Origin of the sequence: Nostoc sp. (assembly GCF_036919495.1) — a bacterium.
Taxonomy (GTDB): Bacteria; Cyanobacteriota; Cyanobacteriia; order Cyanobacteriales; family Nostocaceae; genus Nostoc.
In genome coordinates this window covers 95,406-118,080 of the sequence record NZ_JBALBZ010000150.1, presented here as the reverse complement: position 1 = coordinate 118,080, position 22,675 = coordinate 95,406, and the positions used below count along the sequence as shown (strand labels likewise).

Here is a 22,675-nt window from a genome sequence, read left to right as displayed (position 1 = left end):
TAGGGAATTGGGAATTGGGCATAGGGCATAGGGCATTGGGCATTGGGAAGATGAATTAATAACCTATGCCCCATGCCCTATCTATTGTTCCCACTCAGCACTCAAAATTTCTTTAGCAACAACACAGTCAAGTTGAATTTGTGTTTTCAGGGCTTCTAGAGAAGCAAATTTTTGTTCAGGGCGCAAAAATTTTACTAGTTCCACAGCCAGTTTTTTGCCATACAAATCACCAGACCAATCGAACAGATGTACTTCCGCAGATGAATAAGTACCATTTACAGTTGGGCGGTTACCAATATTCATTACGCCCAAGGTTTCACTAGGAGGGACATCTAATGTTTCACTGAGAATGAAAACACGGACAGCATAGACTCCTTGGCGGGGCAAAAACTTTTCTTTTGGTAATTGGAGGTTGGCGGTGGGAAAGCCAATTGTTCTGCCCAATTGTTGACCTTGAACGACAACACCAAGGAGAGTGTAGGGGCGTCCTAGTAGTAGATTTGCATTTTCGATGTCGCCTTGCTCAAGGGTTTGGCGGATCAATGAAGTGCTAATGCGGGCATCCTGAGTCGGATTAGTACTGACGCAACTGCTTTCGGTGGGCGAGTTACCTGTATAAGTTTGTAAAGGAACGATGGTAACGGGGATATTGTGCTTGGCAGCGATTAATTGCAAATCTTTAGCAGTGCCACTGCGCTTTTCGCCAAAACAAAAATCCTGCCCGATGCTAATTTGCTGGCATCGCAGTTGTTGCACAAGAATTTTTTGGACGAATTCTTCAGGGGTCAAAGCAGATAATTCTTTGTCAAAGGGTAGTAATACAAGTTGTTCTACCCCAAGAGATCGCAATTGTTGGACTTTTTCATCCAGTGGCGTTAACAAAGTCCGGGGTTGCCCCGTAAAAAATTCCTGTGGATGGGGGTCAAAGGTAACAACTGTTGAGTAAATATATTCTTGATTTGCTAGTTGTTGATTTTCCTTTGACTGCGGACTACTGGCTACTGACAACTGACCATCAGCGTGCAAGACTGGTTGAATTACCCTTTGATGACCAAGATGAACACCATCAAACTTGCCAAGGGCAACAGCAGTCGGCGTTAGCAGCCCTTCGCTTGAAGAAGCAACCCACACAGAACACCCATTTTTAGACAAATTTAGCACGTGGATTCTGAGATTTTAGGTTTATTTTAGCTATCAGCAGGAAGCTACCTTATGGTAAACCGCCTTGAGGAGGACATTCACTAACTGCCCATGAGGTCTTGTGCGATCAGCCAGGGTGTTGATGCTACCCCTTTTAGCTATCAGCCAAAAGCTTAACCCACGGGAAGTTGCCCAAGATGGTATCTTGTACCATTAGCTTGAAAGCTAATTACTAAGTCCAGATAACCCAAATACCAGAGCTAAAAAGGCTCTAGTTCGTTGTTGAGACTGCAACGAAGGTGTTTACCCTCCGATTAGCCGCAAGAGAGGGCGTCTGTGGGTATCTGGACTGCGTTGGTGAATCTATAAGGTATGTCCTCCTGTTGTCGCCCTTATCCTATGGTTGGCGTGACAACTCCCGGCAGCGCTGTCTCACCGTATAGCCAACAGGTATGCTCTCGCGCTGAAAGCTTCTGATCACCAATCTAATCTAAAATCTCCAATTCCTCCGATCGCAATCTTTTAGGTAGAAAACTTACTAACAGGAAAAGATTCTGATAAGACAACTGAGGTGGGAATCTGAAGTACCAATCCTTCCCGTGCCATGATCGCCCCAGGAAATTTCGCAGCTGCTTGTTTCCCTACACAATCCAAAAAGTCATCATCGTGTGCAGGGTCGTGGTGATAAATCACCAGAGTTTTTACATTAGCAGCTTGTGCCACTTTCACCGCTTCTTGCCAGGTAGAATGTCCCCAGCCAATTTTCGGGGATTTGGGGGAATAGTATTCCTCGTCTGTGTAAGTGGAATCGTAAACCAGAATGTCAGCATTCCGAGCTAGCCACAGCACATTATCATCGAGTCGGTCGGGAAAATGTTCGGTATCAGTGATATAAGTAGCAGCACCACCACGCCAATTAACGCGGTATCCTACAGCTTCACCTGGATGGTTTAAAGGTGCTGTTTCTACGGTAAGGTCATCAATATGGATTGGTTGCCCCGGTCGAATGTCGTAGAAACTTAAATTGGCTTGCATAATTTGCAAGGGTACAGGAAAGTTCGGGTGCAACATCTGGTCATTGAGGCGCTGTTCTATAGTAGAACCATCAGGTGCGATCGCGCCGTAGATATGAAAGTCATTTCCCTTCACAAATCCTGGGGTAAAGAAGGGAAAACCCTGCATGTGATCCCAGTGAGAGTGGGTAAAAAATATATGAGCTTCTAATGGCATTTGGCGCAACAAAGATTGCCCCAAAACATGTAGTCCCGTGCCTGCATCGAAAATTAAGCGTTTATCGCCCGCTTGCATTGAGATGCAAGGGGTATTACCGCCGTAACGAACGGTGTTTGGCCCTGGACTGGGGATGCTGCCGCGAACGCCCCAAAATTGTACGGTAAATTGGTTCTCTATCCTAGACATGGGTATTGCTTGCTGGACTGAGCGGGCGATAAGTGAAAAGATTGCTACTTATTTTGTCTAAGTTTATGCTGTCTCACCAATTCTGCTATAAGGAGGATTTCTTGGTAAAACAGCATACACTGTTTCTGGCTGATTGTGTAAATGTGAATGAGAGACTCTCAAGTAGAATTTTCCAGTTTTTCGGGTGGATGTGTATCGGTTATTTCAAGAGTGCCCCTACGTTATAGCCTACATTTTTCTCTAATGCATTTAAATAATTCTAGTTTTATCCAGATAAATCAAATGATTCACTGAAAATTGAATTCCCACTCAGACAATTTATTTAGCCCATCTGCGTAAGTAAGATTGTATTGTAGCGGAGTTATACTGATGTAATTTTTACGTACAACATGCACATCTAACGGTACATTTTGAAGCAGATTTAATCCGGTTGGGGGTTCTGCATCCTCAATTACCTCTCCGGTTAACCAGTAGTACGTTTTTCCACGAGGATCAACTCGTTTATCAAACACATCAATGTAATGCCGCACTCCTTGGCGAGTAAGAGTCACTCCGGCAATTTCTTCCCACTTAAGGGCAGGAATATTGACGTTGAGCAACATTAAATCTGGCAGAGGTTTTTGGGCTAACTGGTCTACGAGAATTTTGGCAAACTTCGCAGCAGGTTGAAAGTCTTTAGAGGTGTGACTAATAAGACTCAGCGCTACGCTGGGAATACCTTCAATTAAACCTTCCATTGCTGCCGAAACAGTGCCGGAATACAAGATTTCAGTTCCCAAATTGGCACCCTGATTAATGCCAGAGAGAACCAAATCGGGGGGAGTATCTAGCAAAGCCCACAGCGCTAATTTGACACAATCTGAAGGCGTACCATCGCAAGCCCAAGCTTTGACAGCAGGATGAAAAATCCCTTCAACAATTTCGGCGCGAATGGGTTGGTGTAAAGTTAACCCGTGTCCAGTTGCCGATCGCTCTCGATCTGGGCAAACTACACTGACATCATGACCTGCCTCTGCCAAGTAGTTAGCTAGGGTACGAATCCCCAAGGCAGAAATGCCATCATCGTTGCTAATTAGTAATTTCATAGTCTTTAGTCATTGGTCATTTGTCATTGATCATTTGTCGTTGGTCATTAGTTATTTGTTATTTGTTATTAGCCATTTGTCAATGTCTGAAGTCACAAGTAGCAAAAAACATTTATACTCATTAGTACAGTGTGCAGGAAGTTTGCCTACCTTTAAAACAAGTTGCTCAATCCCCAAGTCTTGTAAGTGATATGTTATGGCAATCCGATTTGATTTCTGAACTTATTTGAGTAGAGAGTAGGGAATCAGCCTTTTTGAGTTGAGGGCGAGTTTTTTCAGGCAATCAAATAGGTGTCCTATAGCTTGATTTATGCCAAGCTGTGGTAGCCCAATCGTCTCTAACTGATAAACAAAGGTTTGGTTTGGACTTTTGACTTCCCCGTTCGCGCAATATCCCCAAAGGTTGAGGCTGACCCTCACCCTTGCCTGATGTTAATGGTATAGCTGTAAGTTGATTTATCGAGCAGCTTACAGCTTTTGACTATAGACTAATGACTAATGACTAATGACCAATGACTAATAACTAATGACTAGCAATTTAGAAGCTCAACTTTTAGCACTGCGGCAGGAAGGAGAAAAAGCGATCGCAGCCGCCGACACCCTAGAACGTCTGGAGGAACTCAGAGTTAACTATCTGGGTAAAAAAGGGGAACTGGGGGCACTGTTGCGAAGTATGGGGCAGATGAGTGCAGAAGAACGACCAAAAATTGGAGCGATCGCCAATACAGTCAAAGAATCTTTGCAAACTAGTCTAGACCAGCAACGTGCTGCCTTAGAAGCTGCACAAATTCAAGCTTTGCTAGAGGCTGAAACTCTGGATGTAACTATGCCAGGAATTTACAGCCCCCAAGGTCGCATTCATCCTCTCAATGGAATTATTGACAGGGCACTGGATATTTTTGTTGGTATGGGCTACACCGTGGCTCAAGGGCCAGAAATGGAAACAGATTACTATAATTTCGAGGCTCTTAATACCCCGCCTGACCACCCCGCCCGTGATATGCAGGATACCTTCTACCTGCCAGATGGTAATCTTTTACGCACTCATACCTCATCAGTGCAAATTCGTTACATGGAAAGAGAAGAACCACCGATTCGGGTTGTGGCTCCAGGGCGAGTTTATCGGCGAGACAATGTAGACGCGACTCACTCGGCAGTTTTCCATCAAATAGAACTTTTAGCCATTGACGAGGGATTAACTTTTACAGACCTCAAAGGCACAATTAAGGTATTTTTACAAGCAATATTTGGCGATTTGCCAATTCGCTTCCGTGCCAGTTATTTTCCGTTTACTGAACCCTCGGCTGAAGTGGATTTGCAGTGGAATGGTCGCTGGCTAGAGGTAATGGGCTGCGGTATGGTCGATCCAAATGTACTTAAGTCTGTGGGTTATGATCCAGAAGTTTATACTGGGTTTGCTGCTGGTTTTGGTGTAGAACGCTTTGCAATGGTGTTACATCAAATCGATGATATTCGTCGGTTATATGCTAGTGATCTGCGATTTTTGCAGCAATTTTAGGGAAGCGATCGCTTTAAATAATCGGGCGTTTACTAAATTTGCAAAAGTCAATATGATGAAAATATAACCACAGATAAATACCTATGAATTATCTGTGGTTTTAAATAAAATATCGGGATTGATGAATTTAGTAAACTATCAGTATGTAACTTCTGTTCTGTTGACTTTATATGACTATAATTACTGGCAAACGTCTAACGCTTGAGGAATATCTGAAGTATGACGATCGCACCGATAGCCAGTATGAACTGGTGGCAGGTGAGTTAGTTGCCATGCCACCTGAAAGCCCAAAAAATGTCCAGATATCTCTCTTTTTGCTGGTAAATTTCCTCAAGTTCGTTCCAGTTAATCGGTTAAGTAACAAAGTTGAAATTGTTGTTGCTGGTTCTCGTGCGACAACTCGCATTCCTGACTTAGTTATGCTGACGGATGAACTTGCAACCGCCTTAGAAGGTGCAACGCGATCGACAATCACCCTGGATATGCCACCTCCAGCATTAGTTGTCGAAGTTGTTTCTCCTGGCAAAGCTAACGAAGATCGGGACTATCGCTACAAACGTTCCGAGTATGCCGCAAGGGGAATTGCTGAATATTGGATTGTTGATCCACAAATGAACAGAGTTACCGTACTGATATTAGTTGACGGGTTTTATGAAGAAACCAGATTTACAGGAAACAGTGCGATCGCTTCTACTATTTTCCCAGAGTTACAGCTAACAGCAGAGCAAGTACTCAACGCTGGATAAAGCAATACCTAATCCTTGTTAAATCAGATAATTACGAGGACTAACTTCACATTTATTTTTAGTAAAGTACCATTGAATTTGATGGTTTGTTTTTAGGTGCTGCATGGGAACTTACACCGTTGATGAAATTCTAAAGTGCTTAGATAAAGCTAATGGAAATCTTGATTTTCCAGGTTTCACTACCATCAATATTCACATGGTATCTGCTCGAATGACAGCCTTTCGCAGCGATGCTTACTGGGTTATTGTATTCGAGGAACTCGTAAATTGGTATGGACTTGCAGGCATCCAACCTGTATTAGCAATTTATGTTTTCAGCAACCGTTCAGACTTAGAAAATGGACTGGTTGAGACTTTATTTCCAGTAGTAATTGAAAACGAGGACAACTGGAAGCATACAAATGTAATGCATTTGAAAATTCGTGGCGAAGCTTTGACCTTAAATACCCAATCAATCCAACGACATCGAAATTTTGGTTTTGATCTCCTCGTTCACCTACTATCTGAGTACCGCACTAAAATGTTAGCCACTGACAATGAGCTACAGTTAATTGCGTCGAATGATTTATTACAAGTCATCCAACTAGACAATTGGCATCATCCAGATGTTTTCGGATGGAATTATCAAGCTGATAGGCATTTTCAACCGAGTGATACTAAGTCAATGCAAATGATTGCTAAAGTTCTTGTTACAGGCGATCCAAACTTCTACAAGCCCTGTGAAGAGCCAAATGTTGATTGGCGAAAATGGATGACATCTTAACAAATAGCTATGTAGTTTACATATTCCAACATCTTTTAGCTTTAGTATTTACTGAATTAAAAATATTAAGGTGGTCGGTGAATGGCACTAACCATCATTTTCAGACTTTATTTAACTATTCCTGAATGACCAGGGATATCTGCCAAAGGTTCAAATCTTCCGCCTAAGTATTTGGCGAGAAATTCCTCTGCGATCGCACCAGCCTCCTGCTGACCAAAACTATTGGTAAACTAAAGGCAATGCCAGTTCTGCTGAGTGATTCGTTCTATGTTTGCTGAAACCTCCTCGCGCTACGTTACCCGTAACCCTGAAATTTTAAGTGGAGAGCCAATTATTATAGGTACTCGGACATCTGTTCGTGCCATTGTCGGTTTGTGGCGATTGGGGATTATGCCAGAAGAAATCCTGAACCATTTGCCACATCTGACACTGGCACAAGTGTTTGATGCCTTGAGTTTTTATCTCGATCATCAAGCCGAAATTAATGAATACATTGAGCGAAACCGAGTACCCGATGAATTAATACATCCATCTGTAAAAGCTATATTGGGGACATCGTGACGGTTTTTGCTGCACTTTACAGTGATGAGGATATGTCAGCGTTGGTTGCTACACTGTTACGTTCGCGCGGTTTAGATATCGTAACTGTTCCTGAACAAGTAACCCTCGGCAAAACTGACCGCGAGCAACTTGAATTTGCAACTTCTGTAGGCAGATGTATTCTGACACATAACCGTGTCGATTTTGAGCGGTTGCATCTCCAGTATATAGAGGAGAATAAAGAACATTTTGGAATTATCATTGTGCCTCAGAAAAACGCTTATGAAGTCGCGCAACGGATTGGTATTCTGGTAAGCACACTAACGGCTGATGAAATTAGGAATCAGTTGTTGTATGCATGAATTCTTTCAAATTAAAAATATTAAAGTGGTCGGTGGATGACACTAACCACCTTTTTGAGACTTTATTTAACTATTTCTGAATGACCAGGGATATCTGCTAAAGATTCAAATCTTTCGCTTAAGTATTTGGCGAGAAACTCTTCTGCGTAGGCATAGCCCGTCGTAGACATCGCTTCTACTATCTTCCCCAATTTACAATTAACAGCACAGTAATTACTCCAAGCTTGGAAAGTCAGATAATTACTGAACAAGTCAAAAGCAAAAAATTAAATTTTAGCCGTAAAAAAATTAGAACCACTTTTTTATTGCTATCTTTAACCTAATAATATGTGTGAAACAAATCCGATCGCCCCTCCTACCAGTACTAACCAGGCAGAATTTATTTTAAATTTAAACACAGCGATCGCACTCACAATTGCTACGATAATTGTTAACCAATCTACTAGCGCGGCTCGTCCTAATGTGTAAGTTACTCCTGCCATTAATCCCAGAGAAGCCGCATTTACACCATCCAGAAATCCACTTGCCCAAGAAGATTGACGTAACTTAGGCACCCAAGGATTAACTACCCAAACCAGCAGAAAAGCTGGCAAGAAAATGCCAATTGTAGCAGCAATTGCCCCGGCATTTCCTGCTAGCAAATACCCAATAAATGTTGCGGTGGTAAAAACAGGCCCCGGTGTAAACTGCCCGATCGCTACGGCATCTAAAAGCTGTTGTGATGTCAGCCACTGGTTGCGCTCGACCAAATCCCGTTGCAGAAATGCCAGCAACACATAACCACTGCCATAGAGAACACATCCAATTTTGAGAAAAAAGACAAAGACGCTAGCCCAACTGACTGATGTAACTGCTGCTGTTGTACTACCAACCTGCGCCAGAATACCTGAAATAGGTAACAGAAATGCTCCACTTGTGTGTCCTCTAGCTTGCCAATTCTTTAGTAGCATGACAGCGATACCTAGTAAAATCAGCACCAAAATTTCGTTCAATCCAGCTAAATACGCTGCGTTGGCGAAGCCCGTCGTAGACATCGCTGCCATCCCTGCAATGATCGTCGGCACATCTTTAGCTGCCTTTTTCCCCAGATTCCACACAGCCTGAATCACGATCGCAATTATTACAGGTTTAATTCCATAGAGCAGCCATTCCACTTGAGGAACTGTTTGATAGCGAGCATAAATGGCGGCTAATGCCCAAACGATCAGCATCGCAGGTAGAATAAAGCAGCTACCCGCAACCAGTAAACCACGCCATCCGGCTCGTTCGTAGCCAATGTGAATCGCTAATTCCGTCGAGTTGGGGCCTGGAATCAAATTCGTAATTCCCAGCAAATCTAGCAGTTTTTCCCGGCTCATCCACTGACGGCGATTCACTACTTCATTGTCCATCATGGCGATGTGGGCAGCAGGGCCACCAAAAGCGATCGTCCCCAATCGGAAAAATACCGTTGCCAGTTCTGTTAATCGCTGCTTCTGTTGTCTGGGAGTCAAAACATTATAGGAAAGTACTTCTTGCTCTTTCTGGATATCCTCAGCTTCTTGTGTCACTATAGTTTTCCTGATTATGGATAAAGTACAGAACAAATATTTAACCATAGATGAACACAGAGGCTTGTAGAAACATAGTATTGACCATATATGTCAACTTAAGCCAAAAAAAAGGTGGTCAGTGAATTACACTAACCACCATGCGTGAGACTTTATCTAACAATTCCTGAATGACCGGGGATATCTGCCAAAGGTTCAAATCTGCCGCCTAAGTATTTGGCGAGAAACTCTTCTGCGATCGCAAAAAAGTGCAACCGATTTTCTGGTCTGACAAAACCATGTCCTTCATCGGGGTAAAGTGCATATTGTACTGGCAAACCAGCCTGCTGCATTGCATTGACAATTTGATCGCTTTCTGATTGTTTCACTCGCGGATCATTTGCACCTTGACCAATCAGTAAAGGTTTTTGAATTCGATCAGCAAAGAATAAAGGCGATCGCGATTTTAAAAATTCCTCTTCTGTCTCCAAGTTACCGACACGATGATAAAGCATTGCCTTCAATGGTTCCCAATAAGGGGGTATAGTTTCTATCAAAGTAATTAGGTTACTTGGCCCGACAATATCCACACCAGCAGCAAAAATTTCTGGTGTAAAAGTTAACCCCACTAGGGTGGCGTAACCTCCATAAGAACCGCCCATAATCGCAATCTTTTGTGGGTCGGAAATGCCTTTTTCTACTAACCAGTTCACGCTGTCAATCAAGTCATCGTGCATTTTGCCAGCCCATTCTCGATTACCAGCATTCAAAAATGCTTTACCGTAGCCAGTAGAACCGCGAAAGTTCACTTGCAGAACAGCATAACCCCGATTAGCTAGCCATTGCGCTGTGGGAGAAAAACCCCAAGTATCCCGCGCCCAAGGGCCGCCATGAACCAGGAGTACTGTTGGTAGATTCTGGGTAGGTATTCCTACAGGGGTTGTTAGGTAACTGTGGATAGTTAAGCCATCCCGTGCTTCGTAAGAAATCGGTTGCATTGAAGCTAACTGCAACGTTTCGAGTTTGGGTTGGTTACTAAAGAGGAAGGTGCTAGTTTTTGACTCTCGATTGTAGGCATAGTAATAAACTGGCCCATCGTCAGTTCTATAAGCTAAAGCCCAAGTTTTATCTTCCAAGTCGCGGCTAATTATAGAGAATTCTCCAGGACGCACCTTAGCGATTTCCTCAAAATCTGCGGCGATACCTTGGTCAATTACTTGCCATTCTTGTTTATCTTTGTAGAAAGAAACTGCTTGGATAACTCGCGTCAGTGGTTGAATGATTATCCCGACGACATCATACTGCTGGTCTTCAGCAATAACAGTTTCTTGACGGGTGTCTAGGTCAACAGCTAGCAGACGTTTGGCGTTGGCATCGTGATTCCCTTGAATATAAAGGGTTTTACCATCAGCCGAAAAACTTACAGAATTCCCTTCTTCCTCTGACCCCCAGTGGCGAAGAATTTCCCACTGTTTATCGGGTTTCTGCAATAAGAGGTCGTAACCGCCATCACCTGTGCTGGCTGTCGCTGCACGTATTTGGAAATCAGCGTCAGATGTCCAACTGATAATGTTACCGGGGTTGTCAGTGTCGAACTCCACAGCACCATTTTTTAAGTTGATGCGGTAAACGTCAAACTTTTGGGGATTGTTCAAGTTCAAGGCTACCAGTATTTGATCTGGAAATTTCGCTTCCAGTTCCACGAGTTCGGCTTTTACACCCTGGAATGGCGTTAAGTCACGCACAATCTTGGAGTGAATATTAACCAAGTGGAGGTGAAAGTTCTCGTCGCCATCCGAGTCCTGCATATAAATCAACTGGTCGGCGTTATAAGTCCAGAAGAAAATGCGGATACCGCGCTTTTTGTCGGCAGTTAGTATCTGGTCGTCTTCTTGTCCTATAGTTCGCAACCATACCTGCAAGACATTTTTTTCATCAGGGGCGATATATGCCAAGTACTTGCCATCAGGCGAGAGTTGTGGGCTGGTTTTTTCGGGATTCCCAAACAGAATTTCGCGCGGAATTAGCGGTGGTAGGGCGGGCGCTTGAGCAGATGACATATTTTCATCCTCTACTTAACTACCTTATTGTTACTTGGTTATGAAAATGACAATTCATCCTATTGGGTGAACCTCATTGGAGAATAAGGGATAAGGTATTGATCTCCTGAACGAGTCTTTTATACTTGTGAATGAGTCTTTGATATTCATTGACGGCAATTATCGCAATGTCCGCAACGCAAGTTAGCAGCTTCTTTGTCAAAACCAAAGGCATTTAACAAAAACTGCCAACGACACTGCTTAGTTGTTAAATATTGATGCATCTGTTTAGCAGCATGTAATTGCGTTGATGTCTGATTTCCGGCTTTTTGAGCAATGGTATAATGAAAAGGATCAAGCCAGTTTAGCTGACCATTGCTGTGGAGTAAAGCTAGCGCCGTAGCACCTTCGGGAAATTGTCGGGTTACTGCATTCACTTCTCCCTGTTTTGGTAATTTTTTCACAAGTTGCTGCGCTATTTGTTGTTGCGATCGCATTTTTTCTTGAAAAAACTCCTGTCTTTGCTTATCCTCTGGATCTAACCATCCCGTAGGTTCACTTACCAGTGTCAATGCTTCTGCCGGTTTCCCATCCCTTCCAGCCCTGCCAATTTCTTGCACATATTCAGATAACAAATGTGGCGCGTGAAAGTGGGCTACCCACCTGACATTGCTTTTATTAATCCCCATACCAAACGCACAGGTACAAATAACAAAGGGAATTTTGCCACCTAACCAGCTTGCTTCTACTTCACGGCGTTCGGTTGCACCCAATCCTGCATGATAACTAGCTGTTGCATAACCCATCTCTGCTAACCATTGGGCTAAATCTTCGCTATCTCTCCGAGTGCGAACATAAACTAACCCCGATTGTTGCGGTCTATTTTGAATAAACTTTAATAATTGTTGTTTTCTACCTCGTGGTGTCCAAGCAATGCGAACGCTGGGATGCAAGTTTGGACGGTAGGGGTTCAAACGGAAAATCTCTGGTTGCTGTAATTGTAAAACTGTTTGAATAATCTTTTGGGCTAAGGGGTCAGCAGTCGCAGTAAAAGCGGCGATACTGATTTTTGTTCCTGGTGGTTTTGATTTTAGCAATGCCGGACGCACAGCCCCTAATCTGCGATAAGCTGGACGAAACGTGTCTCCCCACTGCACTAAACAATGAGCTTCATCCAAAATTAAGCCATTAATTTGCAATTGCGGCTGACATAATCTCTCCCACACTGGCGCACTTAGCAAAGTTTCTGGCGATAAATAAAGCAATCTTAGCTGTTGCCGTTCTAAAGCTTGCAGAGTTGCACGGCGTTGAGATGAAGGTAATTCACTATGCAAAAGTGCTGCTTTTTGATTGCTTTGTAATAGTTCTTGAACTTGATTTTCCATCAACGCTACTAAGGGCGAAACTACCAAAGTTAATCCTGTTTGTAGTAGTGCGGGAAGTTGAAAACAAATTGACTTTCCTCCACCTGTAGGCATAATAATCAGCGCATCTTTTTGTGACAATAAACTGCTGACAATTTCTCCTTGTGGCGGACGGAAATCTTCATAGCCCCAAATTTTTTTAAACGTAGCGAGAACTTCTTGCCAAGATTTTATTGTAGGCTGATTCATGTAGATACACCTATATGCTTGAAAACTGAATATAGCTTCTGTTATCCAGCTAATGGTTCAGTAATTTCATCATCTCAGGTTACAACCTACTGACTACAAGAATAAATTAGAACTAATTTAGGACTTACGCAAAACTACACGCGCTCAGGGGCAAGGTCTTGAGGGAAGCCGCTTTGCGTCTACATAAATTGCCCATACCTAAAAATCATTCTTTTCGGCTATCGTTTGGGTAATTCCTGTAATTTTTACAAATAAAAGAGAGGGCAGAAAGTACTTATGAAAGTATATCATGTCCACATAATTAGTTATGCTTACCATAGTCATTACACCGCACCCCCAACCCCTCCCCTTGTTAAGGCTACCGTGTACACACAAGTCTTGAAATCCCACCTAAAACTTACTTTCGGTTGCCTTAGCCCTAAAAATTAGCGGGATAAATGGAGTTTCCAGTTGCCCAATATTTGGGTATTTATGGGGCTGGAAGGGTTGGAACCCTTGCGGACTATAATTGTGTGTACACCGTAGCCTTGTTAAGGGGAGGGGAGACAAAGCGTAGCTTTGGCGGGGTGGGGTGATTCGGGTTTAATAAGCAATCAAGCGGACATGATATTAGTCATTGCTACTAATGACTAATGATCTTATTGCTAGTAGATTATTTTGGAACTAACTTTAATGTCCCAGCAGTACTAGCTGTAACATTCTTTCGTTCCCACAGCATGGGGTGGTATTCAATTTTGCGCCAGGGGTCAACCATATCGTTGTAGTGGGTATGGAAAGTATGTCCTGATTGTCCAGGGGTATGAATCGCTATTGAGTTATCGAAATTTCCCAAATCTACAATCATCCGCAGTGAAGGAATATCAGTCACTTCAAAGGATTCATTTGCTCTCCATCGGTTAGCATTGACTGTTTCGCCATTACCAGCCGTGGCAAATGCACCACGATTAAATAAAGCTTCAATCGGTGCAACTCCAGATTTACCCAAGGTGGCGTTTTTAAAAGTAACAGTATGCAGCTTGCCCCAATTCCAGTTTTTCGGGTCTTTGCTTTGAATGCGTTCTAGTTCATCCACGGTTTTTCTAAAGGACTGCCGCAGGATTTGGTCGCGGTTCTCAACTTCTGGGGTATTGCGATTATCCCACCAAGAACTATTAGGCTGTTTGACTAAATTCGCTACCACAGCATACCAGCGATCGCCTCCATCAGGAAAGTACTTTTCAGGCAACTGATCGTGAAACGTATCTGCTAGTAAGTGTTTCCAGAATACTTCAAATAAAGCAGCAGCAGGCGATGTCATTCCTAACTGCAAATTCCAATCTAAGAGCAGTTTTTGAGCTGCTTGCAAGCGAGGGGTATCAACTGTGATAGATTTTAGTAGTGGTACTAGTGTTTGTGCATTGAGATTGCGATCGTCACCCTGTATCTGTTGCACATCTTTTAAGGAAATCGCTTCGGTTTGTTGGGTAATCATCTCAACGATGCGCTGTGCCCGATAGCCATAAACCCAGTCTGTGGTAATCAGGTAAGGATATTTACGCTTAACTAAATTATTGGCAGTAGCAATATAACCTTGGGATGGATTAAAACTTTTGGGTAACTGCTCAAAGTCAATATAGCTTTGCCATTCATATTCATCCGTCCAACCAGGAACGGGATAACGCCCATCTCCCTTAGCTCGGATGGGGAATTTACCAGGCATTTGGTAGCCAATATTGCCATCAATGTCAGCGTAGACCAAGTTTTGAGCGGGGACATCATAGTTACTGGCAGCAGTGCGGAATTCCTGCCAATTTTGAGCGCGATTGATTTGGGGAATAGCATACCCTAGTTTGGAAGGTGCTAGGGCCGTCCAGCGCAGGGCTACCGCGTATTTTTGCGGTACTTCTAAGGGCTGACTTGGCTGAAATTCCTTCAGATTAGGCGAAACATCAGAGAGAATCGGCCCATGTCGGGTATAACGCACCGTTTGGACAATCGGCTGACTTCCCGCAACTTGAATCGTTTCTTTCACAAGTTGCATATCAACCCATTTGCCATTTACCTCATACTGGTTGGGGTTTTTCGGGTTGATCTTCTCAATGTATAAATCCATCACATCAGATTGTACATTCGTAACACCCCAGGCAATGCGATCGCTATGACCAATAATTACCCCAATCATTCCCGCAAAAGAAAAGCCAGTAACGTTGTAAGGACATTCTGCACTCTTGGGCGTACAGTGCAAACCAACTTCATACCATATAGAAGGTATTTGCACACCTAAATGGGGGTCATTCGCCAAAATTGGCTTACCCGTAGCCGTCCGCTTACCAGATATCACCCAGTTGTTTGAGCCAATACCTATACCTGTAGGCCCTATAAGTTTTTCCAAAGCCATCATCGGCTTAGTAATTGACTCTAAAGCAGGGAAAACATCTGGAGAATTAAAAAGTACTTCAACATTATTCTCTCCCCCTGCCTCGCCTGCTCCCCCTACATCCCCTTTCTGTAACTCAGGCAAAATCACTGGCAGGTCTTCAGGGTATGGTGGAAAAAGTTCTTCTACTTGAGTGGGAGTAAGGGTTTTGAGCAGGATAGCACGTTCAATTTCGCTATCGAAATTTCTGCCCAAGTCGTAAGCCATTACCTTTCCCCAAGTCAGGGAATGCACTACTTGCCAAGGTTCTGGCTTATACCCAGGATTGAGGAATTTTAGCACAGCGTATTCTAGACTCAGGGCGATGCCTTGATGCTCTGCCAGATAAGCATTGACACCATCTGCATAAGCTTCCAGGTATGCTTTCATCTCTGCATTCATTTCCTGAATTTCTTGCTGCGCCACCTTTGCCCAACCCATAGTCCGCAGATATCTGTCAGTGTCAACCTGAGAGGAACCAAACATTTCTGCCAGTTGCCCAGAACCGATGTGTCGCCAAAAATCCATTTGCCAAAACCTGTCTTGGGCGTGGATATAACCTTGCGCCATGAATAAATCGTGCGAGTTGGCAGCATAAATATGGGGAATTCCCCATTTATCGCGCTGGACAGTTACTTCTGCTTTAAGTTCAGGTAATTGAATTGTGCCATTCTCTTGAGCAAAGGATTGGCGCACAGTGTAAGTGGCTAATTCCACTAACAATAGCCCCATTATTAACAGTACAATCAGAGTTCTTTTGAGAATCTGGAGAAACCAACGTTTCCTGAAGCTTTTTATTTGGGCTTGCCGTGGCATTGTTTAGTGAAATTACGCGATTTATCAGAAAAATTAGGTTTAGAGCTACGCACTTATAGGACAGCTTTCTCTTCAGCCTCAAGCATACCAAAAGTTAAGTACTTGGGCAAAACTCTTGAAAAAGCAAAAAGCGAAACCTACTCACTGCGGTATGTTCTTTCGTGAAAACGACGTATTTATTAGAAGTTGACCATAAAATTCCGAAATCGCAAGGCGTTTATACAGATCATAGTGCGTTTAAAAAAAGTTAAATATACATATTGATATATCAATGTATTTGCTATACATTTTGTATGTAAGTTTTGATTTTAGAGGTTTTACGAATGGTTATTAAAATTTTGGAATTAGATATTTTGAGGAAGCTTACCGAAAAAGAAGAAGAAAGCTATAAAGGAGGTACTTCAACAGAAGGTGCAGATCCCCTTGTTAGTGGCGTTCCCAAAGTCAAGGATGCTACTGGTAAACCTCCTACATCTCACGTAAATCTTGAGCCAAAACCACTTGTTGGGTCAAAACCACTTGTTGGGTCAAAACCACTTGTTGGGTCAAAACCACCTGTTCTGTTACAAATTGAAACAACCTAAGTATAAGCTGCTACTAGCAATTTTATAAGATAAAAAACAGCTATTGTTCCTACGTTTGACAAGGCTAGTCCTCATTTTTATTAAACTATTCAAGTACGTCCAGTAAGGTTGGCAATTACGGCTGCTAACTCGCCCGGATTGACTGGTTTGGGGATATGGAGTTGAAAGCCTGCTAATAGAGCTTGCGTGCGATCTTCTGCTCTAGCATAGGCTGTCAGGGCTACTGCTGGAATCCGCCCACCTTGGTCTGCTGGTAGCGCCCTGACTTGACGAATTAGTGTGTAGCCGTCTTCTTGTGGCATATCAATATCGCTTACCAGTATATGGGGGCGAAATTCTTGCAGGGCTAGCAGTGCATCACTTGCAGATGGAGCAGCCATAACTTGGGCCCCATACTGTCCTAGAATTGTGGTGAGCAAATGACGCGCGTCTGCCTCATCATCAACAATCAGCACTCGCAAGTCATCTAGCTTTGGCAGGTAATTGTTAGCGTCTTGGGTATCTCCAACAGATGAAAGCTGCTCTGCGGTATTAGCCTCTACATAGACGGCTTTCATTGGCAAATTGACAATGAATGTCGCCCCCTGTCCAATTCCTGGACTTTCGGCAGAGACTGTGCCGCCGTGTAATTCTACCAAGTGGCGGACGATCGCTAACCCTAATCCTAATCCACCATGCGATCGCGTGCTTGAACTGTCTTTTTGAAGAAAGCGTTCAAATACATGGCACAGGAATTCGGCAGGAATTCCTACTCCTGTATCGCTCACCCGAATTTGCACGCAAGATTCAACGCGCTCTAATTGCAGATCAATTCTTCCCCCCTTGGGTGTAAACTTAACGGCGTTAGAGAGCAAATTCCACACAACTTGTTGCAAGCGGTTGCCATCACCCGCAACTACCCCTACTTCCGGGTCAAATTTACAGTTGATGCTAATCTCTTTGGCTTGGGCTGCTGGGTACACAGTCTCAATTGCTGCCTCTACAAGTAGTACAAGTTTTACCCGATGAATATTTAGATGGAGTGTGCCTCTAATAATCCGGGAGACATCTAAGACATCTTCGATTAGTTGAGCTAGGGATTTGGTGTTACGCTCGATTGTCTCTAGTGCCCGCGTAGTAGTAGTTTCATCAAACTTGCGATTCTTAAGTAGCTGCGTCCAGCCCAATATGGCGTTTAAGGGTGTGCGGAGTTCGTGGGAGAGTGTGGCGAGAAATTCATCCTTCATCCGGTTTGCAACTTCAGCATCGGCGCGTGCTGCTTGTTCGCGCTCAAGCAATTGTTCGCGTTCTTGCTCTGCTTGCTTGCGTTCTGTGATGTCGCGTTGAGTTCCCCATGCTCTGACTAAAAGGCCATTTTCGACAATTCCCACCAGATTATTCAAAAAATATTTGGAATTACCTTGCTTATCTATTTCATGAGACTCTGCATCGATGAGTCGGTAGTTAGAACGGATAAAATTACGCAGGTATGTAATATTATGTGGATCTGAGGGAATGAGCAAGTCTCCTAGTCTGGCGCTGATAATTTCTTCGGCACGAGAAAAGCCATACATTTGCGCCATAGCATTGTTGCATTCTGCTAAGTAACCATACTGATAAAAATGTTGAATTTGTTCATCTTCTGGACAATCTGGCGAAATTGGTACTTCCAATTCCATACACCAAATACCTTCTGAACTCTGCTCTAAAAAAGCGCGGTAGCGTTCTTCGCTTTTGGAAAGGGCAAGCTCTACTTGTTTGCGTTCACTTAAATCAAGTACAAAACAGATAACATCCTCTGGATTATTTTCTAAAAAGGCGTAACCCAATAAGATGGGAACGCGGCTGGCATCTTTGCGGATATATTCGTTCTCAAAAGGCTGACACACGCCTTTGGTTTTGAGTTCTGCGTAGGCGTAGCCCAACCTAGGCATCGCACTGTTGTTAGCTTCAATATATTCTGGTGGTATCATATCGTGCCATCGAAGCCCTGCTAGCAAATCTTCCCGCGAATAACCTACCATTGCTAAAAAGGCATCGTTAGCTTCTGCGATCGCCCCGTCCATATTGGCTACAATTACCCCAATAATGTTGGAATCTACCAACCTTCTAAATTTTGCCTCGCTCACCTGTAGCTTCTGCAAACTCATTTGAAGATGTTGTTTAGCAGTGTGTAACTCTGAGGTGAGCAAGCTGATGAGTATTGTCACCAGCAGAAACAAGCCTAACGGCACTATGCTGTCAAGATTATCAACAAAAAGCGAAAACACTGGCTCTAAGAAAAAGAAGCTGACGGCTAAAGTAGACAAAGCAGTAGCTATTAACCCTGCTTTCATACCGCCATACGAGGCACTAAGCGCCACGGCAGGAAAAAATAGCAGGAAAATAGTTGGTTTCAGTAGTGGCTGTAGCAATAGTGTTAGTTGCAATGCGCTACCAACAGCTAATAATGTCATAGCATAGGGCGCTAGAAGGGAACGTGTTCCTTTCAATGTGGCTTCTCCTTGTATGCAGCTAGCTAAAAGATTAGTCCCAAAATCAGCTAGACAATGCGTTGGCGTAGACCGTTGTAGACATCGCTTAACATTTATTATGCATCGGAAAATTACACATTTAAGCGATTACTTGCAGTGAATCTATCTAAAGTAGTAAAACTTAGTTTGAACACAGGTCAATAACCTGATAATTTTCGCTCTAATTATATATCTATGCTTTTTGAGTCTCCATCAAAAAGCATAGATATATTAATTTTTTAGGTTAATTTATTTTAGTATATTCAATTATCATTTCTCCTTTGCCTTTAATCTTAATTAAACCTCGTATCTCCAATAAGGATTTATCCTTCAAAAGCTGACAACTTGCTTCACAAACTTTGATACTACCTGCTATACCATCTGATTCCATTCTACTAGCAGTATTTACTGTATCTTTCCAAAAGTCTTAGGCAAACCCAGGATAAACTCAAAAAAATTAAGGAAGGATGGCGGCGACCGATAGGAGTTTTACATAAAGCCCAACAAATAAAATTGATTAATTATACTAAAACAACCATTTTAAAATCGGATATTTTTCTTCTAATAGTAACTTGTGTAAATAGAAAAGTAGATTAACTTTAAGCAAACAATCAGCATAATCTGCGGCTGCAATTGTGGTCGTTTCAGCAGAAAGCCTTGTCGTTGTTATTTGTATGGTTCAGCAAGATTATTGTTGGTTTGTGGCTCATACATTCCATTACTAACGAGCGTATCTAGTCGGATTTTGTCAGAGTTACTTGGATGAATCATGCACTTTTTGCGTTATTAGTAATCAAGGGACTAGAGAATGGGGCATGGCGAATGGAAAAATTACCAATGCCCAACACCCTACCCCAGTACCCAATCCCCAATGCCCAATACTCATGGCTCGTACTCCTACATTAAATTTTGATCGCGGCACATTAATTTTGCATCCACCACCACGCGGCAAAGGTTGGATGGATTATGCTACATGGGATGATAGAGTTGAGAAATTCCGCATTCCAGCAATTAGATACCGATCGCTAGTAGAAGCACTACAAGCGGAAGATGTGAATTTTATCGATGAGGCGAAGCAATTTTATCCTGTAGATTTGGTTCCTAGTCTGGAAATGGAACCCTATCCCCACCAAACTGAAGCACTAACAGCTTGGAAACTGGCGGGTAGACAAGGGGTTGTTGTGCTGCCCACGGCGGCGGGAAAGACTTATTTAGCGCAAATGGCGATGCAGTCAACGCCGCGCACGACGCTAATTGTTGTGCCAACTTTGGATTTAATGCATCAGTGGTATGCACACTTGGTAGCGGCTTTCCCCGATGCTGAGGTGGGATTGCTGGGTGGTGGTTCGCGGGATAGAACAGCAATTTTAGTTGCAACTTATGATAGTGCAGCAATTCACGCTGAAACGTTGGGAAATCAATATGGTTTGATTGTTTTTGATGAATGTCATCATTTACCCACAGATTTTAATCGAGTGATTGCTGAATATGCGATCGCACCTTATCGCCTAGGACTCTCCGCCACACCAGAACGCACCGATGGTAAACACGCTGACTTAAATATCCTCATTGGTCAAGAAGTATATCGCAAACGCGCTGAAGATTTGGCGGGCAAGGCGTTAGCAGAACATGAAATTGTCCAAATTAAGGTAAAGTTATCGCAACTCGAACGGGAAAGATACAACCAGTTAATTCAAACCCGCAACGACTTTTTAAAGCAATCTAAGATTTCTTTGGGGAGTCTGCAAGGTTGGCAAATGTTCGTGCAAATGAGTGCTAGATCGCAATCTGGACGTAGGGCGATGTTAGCCCATCGAGAAGCGAAAGATATAGCTTTGGGTACTGATGGAAAGTTGCGAATTCTGATTGATTTATTGGCAGAACATTATCCGGCAAGAATTTTGATTTTTACTGCTGATAATGCAACGGTTTATCGTATTTCTCAAGAGTTGTTAATTCCGGCAATTACTCATCAAACTCCTGTGAAGGAACGGCATGAGATATTAACCAAGTTTCGGGAGGGTAAATATAATACTTTAGTTGCTTCTCATGTGTTAAATGAAGGAGTTGATGTACCTGCGGCAACTGTTGCAATTATTTTATCGGGAACGGGTTCGGCTAGGGAGTATACTCAGCGCTTGGGTAGGATTTTACGGAAGGGGAATATTGAGAATAAGCAGGCGATTTTGTATGAGGTGGTGGCGGAGGATACGAGTGAGGAGGGGACTTCGGCTAGGCGGAGAGGGGAGAGGAGAGCAGGGGGAGCAGGGGAGGCAGGGGAAGCAGGGGGAGAAAAAGAGAGGAAAGGGAAGTTACAGGTTGTGTATGGGAGTGGGAAGGAAAGGAGTTTGAAGGCTGCGGAACAGTTAGAAATTAATTATTCAACCGGAAGTTCAAAATCTAAAATCCAGAACTCAGATGTTACCGACAGACTTACTGATGCATCGCCAAAACGGAGAGGAGATCATTCCGAAGAGACTGAAGATTGATCAGAAAACTTCGGAGTTGGCGATTGAGTTAATTAATTATTTTCAATTAGCAGTGGGGAAGACTCAAGGTGTGCTTGAGCGACAACTGACTGATTTTGAAGGAGATTCTACAGATTATCGGGTGAAGCGAGGATTAGCTTATATTCTCAAAAGCAGTTTTTGCACTTTTGAGGTGGTTAGTCCTCTGGAACCACAAATGTTAAGAGAACGGGTGTTTTCTCTGGCTGCAAAATCATTTTCTAGTCGAGAATCTACACAAGTGACTCTGAGTAAAGTTGCTGATGAATTAACTCAAGAACTTGAGCGGGAAGTTTTATTAGAACAGGTTCGGAATGGACTATATGCTGATTTATCTGAAAATAAAATTTTGACTGTTTTTGATACACCAACAGCGCCAGATTTATTAAATAGATATAACTTATCTCAGGTGCAGGGTGTATTTTATAAAGCCAGTCAACTTGTATTAAATGCTCACCGGAATGTTCCGGGTGAATATAAGCTGTTATTTCGCTATTTAAAGTTGTTTCAATTGATGGCTTATATTGAGGGTGATGCTGACCACGGGTTTACAATTACGATAGATGGGCCGACGAGTTTATTTAATCCTAGTACGCGATATGGGTTAGCGATCGCTAAACTTATTCCGGCTTTACTTCACGTTACTAAATGGAGTCTTTCGTCGATTCTCCAAACTCGTGATGCCTATACAAATACTTGGAAAACTGGACGTTTCACTCTCAATTCTGAATGTGGTTTAGTATCCCATTATCCACCAGGGAAGCCCTACGATAGTATGCTAGAAGCATCCTTTGCAGATAAGTGGGATGCGTTGAAAAGTGGTTGGGCGTTAGAGCGAGAAGTTGATTTGATACCAATTCCTGGTAGTGTGATGATTCCTGATTTTCGCTTAGTGCATCCTGATGGACGCACCTTTTTATTAGAAATTGTTGGTTATTGGCGACCAGAATATTTACAAAAAAAGTTTTCTCAGGTGCGACGGGCTGGACGTGATGACTTAATTTTAGCAATTTCCGAGCGACTTAATTTAGAAAAAGCGGGAGTAAAATTAAATGATGTCCCCGCCAGAATTGTTTGGTTTAAAGATAAGTTATTGCCGAAAGCTGTGTTAGCTGTAATGGATTGA

Annotated in this window: 17 protein-coding genes and 1 pseudogene; 8 read left to right on the top strand and 10 right to left on the bottom strand. The window is 43.0% G+C overall.

Annotated features, from left to right (window positions below; all coding sequences use genetic code 11):
* Nucleotides 1-81: 81 nt before the first annotated feature.
* From V7K25_RS21445 to surE, 3 genes are all read right to left on the bottom strand, one after another.
* On the bottom strand, nucleotides 82-1,161 hold the full coding sequence (locus tag V7K25_RS21445) for a bifunctional riboflavin kinase/FAD synthetase (protein WP_335160469.1): 1,080 nt from the start codon (nucleotides 1,159-1,161) through the stop codon (nucleotides 82-84).
* 501 nt (nucleotides 1,162-1,662) lie between these two features.
* Entirely contained in the window at nucleotides 1,663-2,559 is an 897-nt protein-coding gene (locus V7K25_RS21440) for an MBL fold metallo-hydrolase (RefSeq protein WP_335160468.1), read from the bottom strand.
* 287 nt (nucleotides 2,560-2,846) lie between these two features.
* Complete coding sequence (gene surE / locus V7K25_RS21435; RefSeq protein WP_335160467.1) at nucleotides 2,847-3,644, bottom strand: 5'/3'-nucleotidase SurE; 798 nt, start codon at nucleotides 3,642-3,644, stop codon at nucleotides 2,847-2,849.
* Nucleotides 3,645-4,170: 526 nt separating this feature from the next.
* Between surE and pheS the strand changes: the two genes are divergently transcribed.
* The 5 genes from pheS (at nucleotide 4,171) to V7K25_RS21410 (ending at nucleotide 7,574) form a co-directional block, all read left to right on the top strand.
* A complete protein-coding gene (gene pheS, locus V7K25_RS21430; RefSeq protein ID WP_229490194.1) occupies nucleotides 4,171-5,163 on the top strand; it encodes a phenylalanine--tRNA ligase subunit alpha in 993 nt (330 codons plus the stop codon).
* Nucleotides 5,164-5,333: 170 nt separating this feature from the next.
* Nucleotides 5,334-5,909 carry a Uma2 family endonuclease gene (locus V7K25_RS21425; protein ID WP_335160466.1) on the top strand — a complete coding sequence of 192 codons (576 nt, stop codon included), beginning with the start codon at nucleotides 5,334-5,336 and terminating at the stop codon, nucleotides 5,907-5,909.
* 103 nt (nucleotides 5,910-6,012) lie between these two features.
* Nucleotides 6,013-6,672 (top strand): DUF7003 family protein, encoded by a 660-nt coding sequence (locus V7K25_RS21420; protein WP_335160465.1) that lies wholly within the window; start codon nucleotides 6,013-6,015, stop codon nucleotides 6,670-6,672.
* Nucleotides 6,673-6,939: 267 nt separating this feature from the next.
* Nucleotides 6,940-7,233, top strand: coding sequence for a DUF433 domain-containing protein (locus tag V7K25_RS21415; RefSeq protein WP_099102280.1), 294 nt, complete (start codon nucleotides 6,940-6,942; stop codon nucleotides 7,231-7,233).
* A complete protein-coding gene (locus V7K25_RS21410; RefSeq protein WP_335160464.1) occupies nucleotides 7,230-7,574 on the top strand; it encodes a DUF5615 family PIN-like protein in 345 nt (114 codons plus the stop codon). The genes V7K25_RS21415 and V7K25_RS21410 overlap by 4 nt, the downstream gene beginning before the upstream one ends.
* 62 nt (nucleotides 7,575-7,636) lie before the next feature.
* Here the strand turns inward: V7K25_RS21410 and V7K25_RS21405 are convergent, their stop codons facing one another.
* The 5 genes from V7K25_RS21405 to V7K25_RS21385 form a co-directional block, all read right to left on the bottom strand.
* Nucleotides 7,637-7,765, bottom strand: coding sequence for a hypothetical protein (locus V7K25_RS21405; RefSeq protein ID WP_335160463.1), 129 nt, complete (start codon nucleotides 7,763-7,765; stop codon nucleotides 7,637-7,639).
* Nucleotides 7,766-7,888: 123 nt separating this feature from the next.
* Nucleotides 7,889-9,124, bottom strand: a complete 1,236-nt coding sequence (locus V7K25_RS21400; RefSeq protein ID WP_335160462.1) for a chromate transporter — start codon at nucleotides 9,122-9,124, stop codon at nucleotides 7,889-7,891.
* Nucleotides 9,125-9,276: 152 nt separating this feature from the next.
* Complete coding sequence (locus V7K25_RS21395; RefSeq protein WP_335160461.1) at nucleotides 9,277-11,163, bottom strand: S9 family peptidase; 1,887 nt, start codon at nucleotides 11,161-11,163, stop codon at nucleotides 9,277-9,279.
* A 146-nt stretch (nucleotides 11,164-11,309) separates the two neighbouring features.
* Complete coding sequence (locus V7K25_RS21390) at nucleotides 11,310-12,755, bottom strand: RecQ family ATP-dependent DNA helicase (RefSeq protein ID WP_335160460.1); 1,446 nt, start codon at nucleotides 12,753-12,755, stop codon at nucleotides 11,310-11,312.
* 652 nt (nucleotides 12,756-13,407) lie between these two features.
* On the bottom strand, nucleotides 13,408-15,966 hold the full coding sequence (locus V7K25_RS21385; RefSeq protein ID WP_335160459.1) for a penicillin acylase family protein: 2,559 nt from the start codon (nucleotides 15,964-15,966) through the stop codon (nucleotides 13,408-13,410).
* Nucleotides 15,967-16,289: 323 nt separating this feature from the next.
* On the opposite strand from V7K25_RS21385, the gene V7K25_RS21380 reads away from it, so the two are divergent.
* Nucleotides 16,290-16,550, top strand: a complete 261-nt coding sequence (locus V7K25_RS21380) for a hypothetical protein (protein ID WP_335160458.1) — start codon at nucleotides 16,290-16,292, stop codon at nucleotides 16,548-16,550.
* Between the two features lie 89 nt (nucleotides 16,551-16,639).
* On the opposite strand, the gene V7K25_RS21375 is transcribed toward V7K25_RS21380, so the two are convergent.
* Together V7K25_RS21375 and V7K25_RS21370 are read right to left on the bottom strand one after the other, a co-directional pair.
* Nucleotides 16,640-19,021, bottom strand: a complete 2,382-nt coding sequence (locus tag V7K25_RS21375; protein ID WP_335160457.1) for a hybrid sensor histidine kinase/response regulator — start codon at nucleotides 19,019-19,021, stop codon at nucleotides 16,640-16,642.
* Between the two features lie 265 nt (nucleotides 19,022-19,286).
* Nucleotides 19,287-19,457, bottom strand: a pseudogene (locus V7K25_RS21370) (adenylate/guanylate cyclase domain-containing protein); the annotation flags it as partial.
* A gap of 469 nt (nucleotides 19,458-19,926) precedes the next feature.
* Between V7K25_RS21370 and V7K25_RS21365 the strand changes: the two are divergent.
* Together V7K25_RS21365 and V7K25_RS21360 are read left to right on the top strand one after the other, a co-directional pair.
* A complete protein-coding gene (locus V7K25_RS21365) occupies nucleotides 19,927-21,531 on the top strand; it encodes a DEAD/DEAH box helicase (RefSeq protein ID WP_335160502.1) in 1,605 nt (534 codons plus the stop codon).
* Complete coding sequence (locus V7K25_RS21360; protein WP_335160456.1) at nucleotides 21,461-22,675, top strand: DUF790 family protein; 1,215 nt, start codon at nucleotides 21,461-21,463, stop codon at nucleotides 22,673-22,675. The genes V7K25_RS21365 and V7K25_RS21360 overlap by 71 nt, the downstream gene beginning before the upstream one ends.

Coding starts and splice junctions, on each gene's coding strand:
- V7K25_RS21415 (WP_099102280.1), top strand. CDS start 6,940: ATGTTTGCTGAAACCTCCTCGCGCTACGTTACCCGTAACCCTGAAATT.
- V7K25_RS21420 (WP_335160465.1), top strand. CDS start 6,013: ATGGGAACTTACACCGTTGATGAAATTCTAAAGTGCTTAGATAAAGCT.
- V7K25_RS21385 (WP_335160459.1), bottom strand. CDS start 15,966: ATGCCACGGCAAGCCCAAATAAAAAGCTTCAGGAAACGTTGGTTTCTC.
- V7K25_RS21365 (WP_335160502.1), top strand. CDS start 19,927: ATGGCTCGTACTCCTACATTAAATTTTGATCGCGGCACATTAATTTTG.
- pheS (WP_229490194.1), top strand. CDS start 4,171: ATGACTAGCAATTTAGAAGCTCAACTTTTAGCACTGCGGCAGGAAGGA.
- V7K25_RS21440 (WP_335160468.1), bottom strand. CDS start 2,559: ATGTCTAGGATAGAGAACCAATTTACCGTACAATTTTGGGGCGTTCGC.
- surE (WP_335160467.1), bottom strand. CDS start 3,644: ATGAAATTACTAATTAGCAACGATGATGGCATTTCTGCCTTGGGGATT.
- V7K25_RS21425 (WP_335160466.1), top strand. CDS start 5,334: ATGACTATAATTACTGGCAAACGTCTAACGCTTGAGGAATATCTGAAG.
- V7K25_RS21390 (WP_335160460.1), bottom strand. CDS start 12,755: ATGAATCAGCCTACAATAAAATCTTGGCAAGAAGTTCTCGCTACGTTT.
- V7K25_RS21395 (WP_335160461.1), bottom strand. CDS start 11,163: ATGTCATCTGCTCAAGCGCCCGCCCTACCACCGCTAATTCCGCGCGAA.
- V7K25_RS21380 (WP_335160458.1), top strand. CDS start 16,290: ATGGTTATTAAAATTTTGGAATTAGATATTTTGAGGAAGCTTACCGAA.
- V7K25_RS21360 (WP_335160456.1), top strand. CDS start 21,461: ATGTTACCGACAGACTTACTGATGCATCGCCAAAACGGAGAGGAGATC.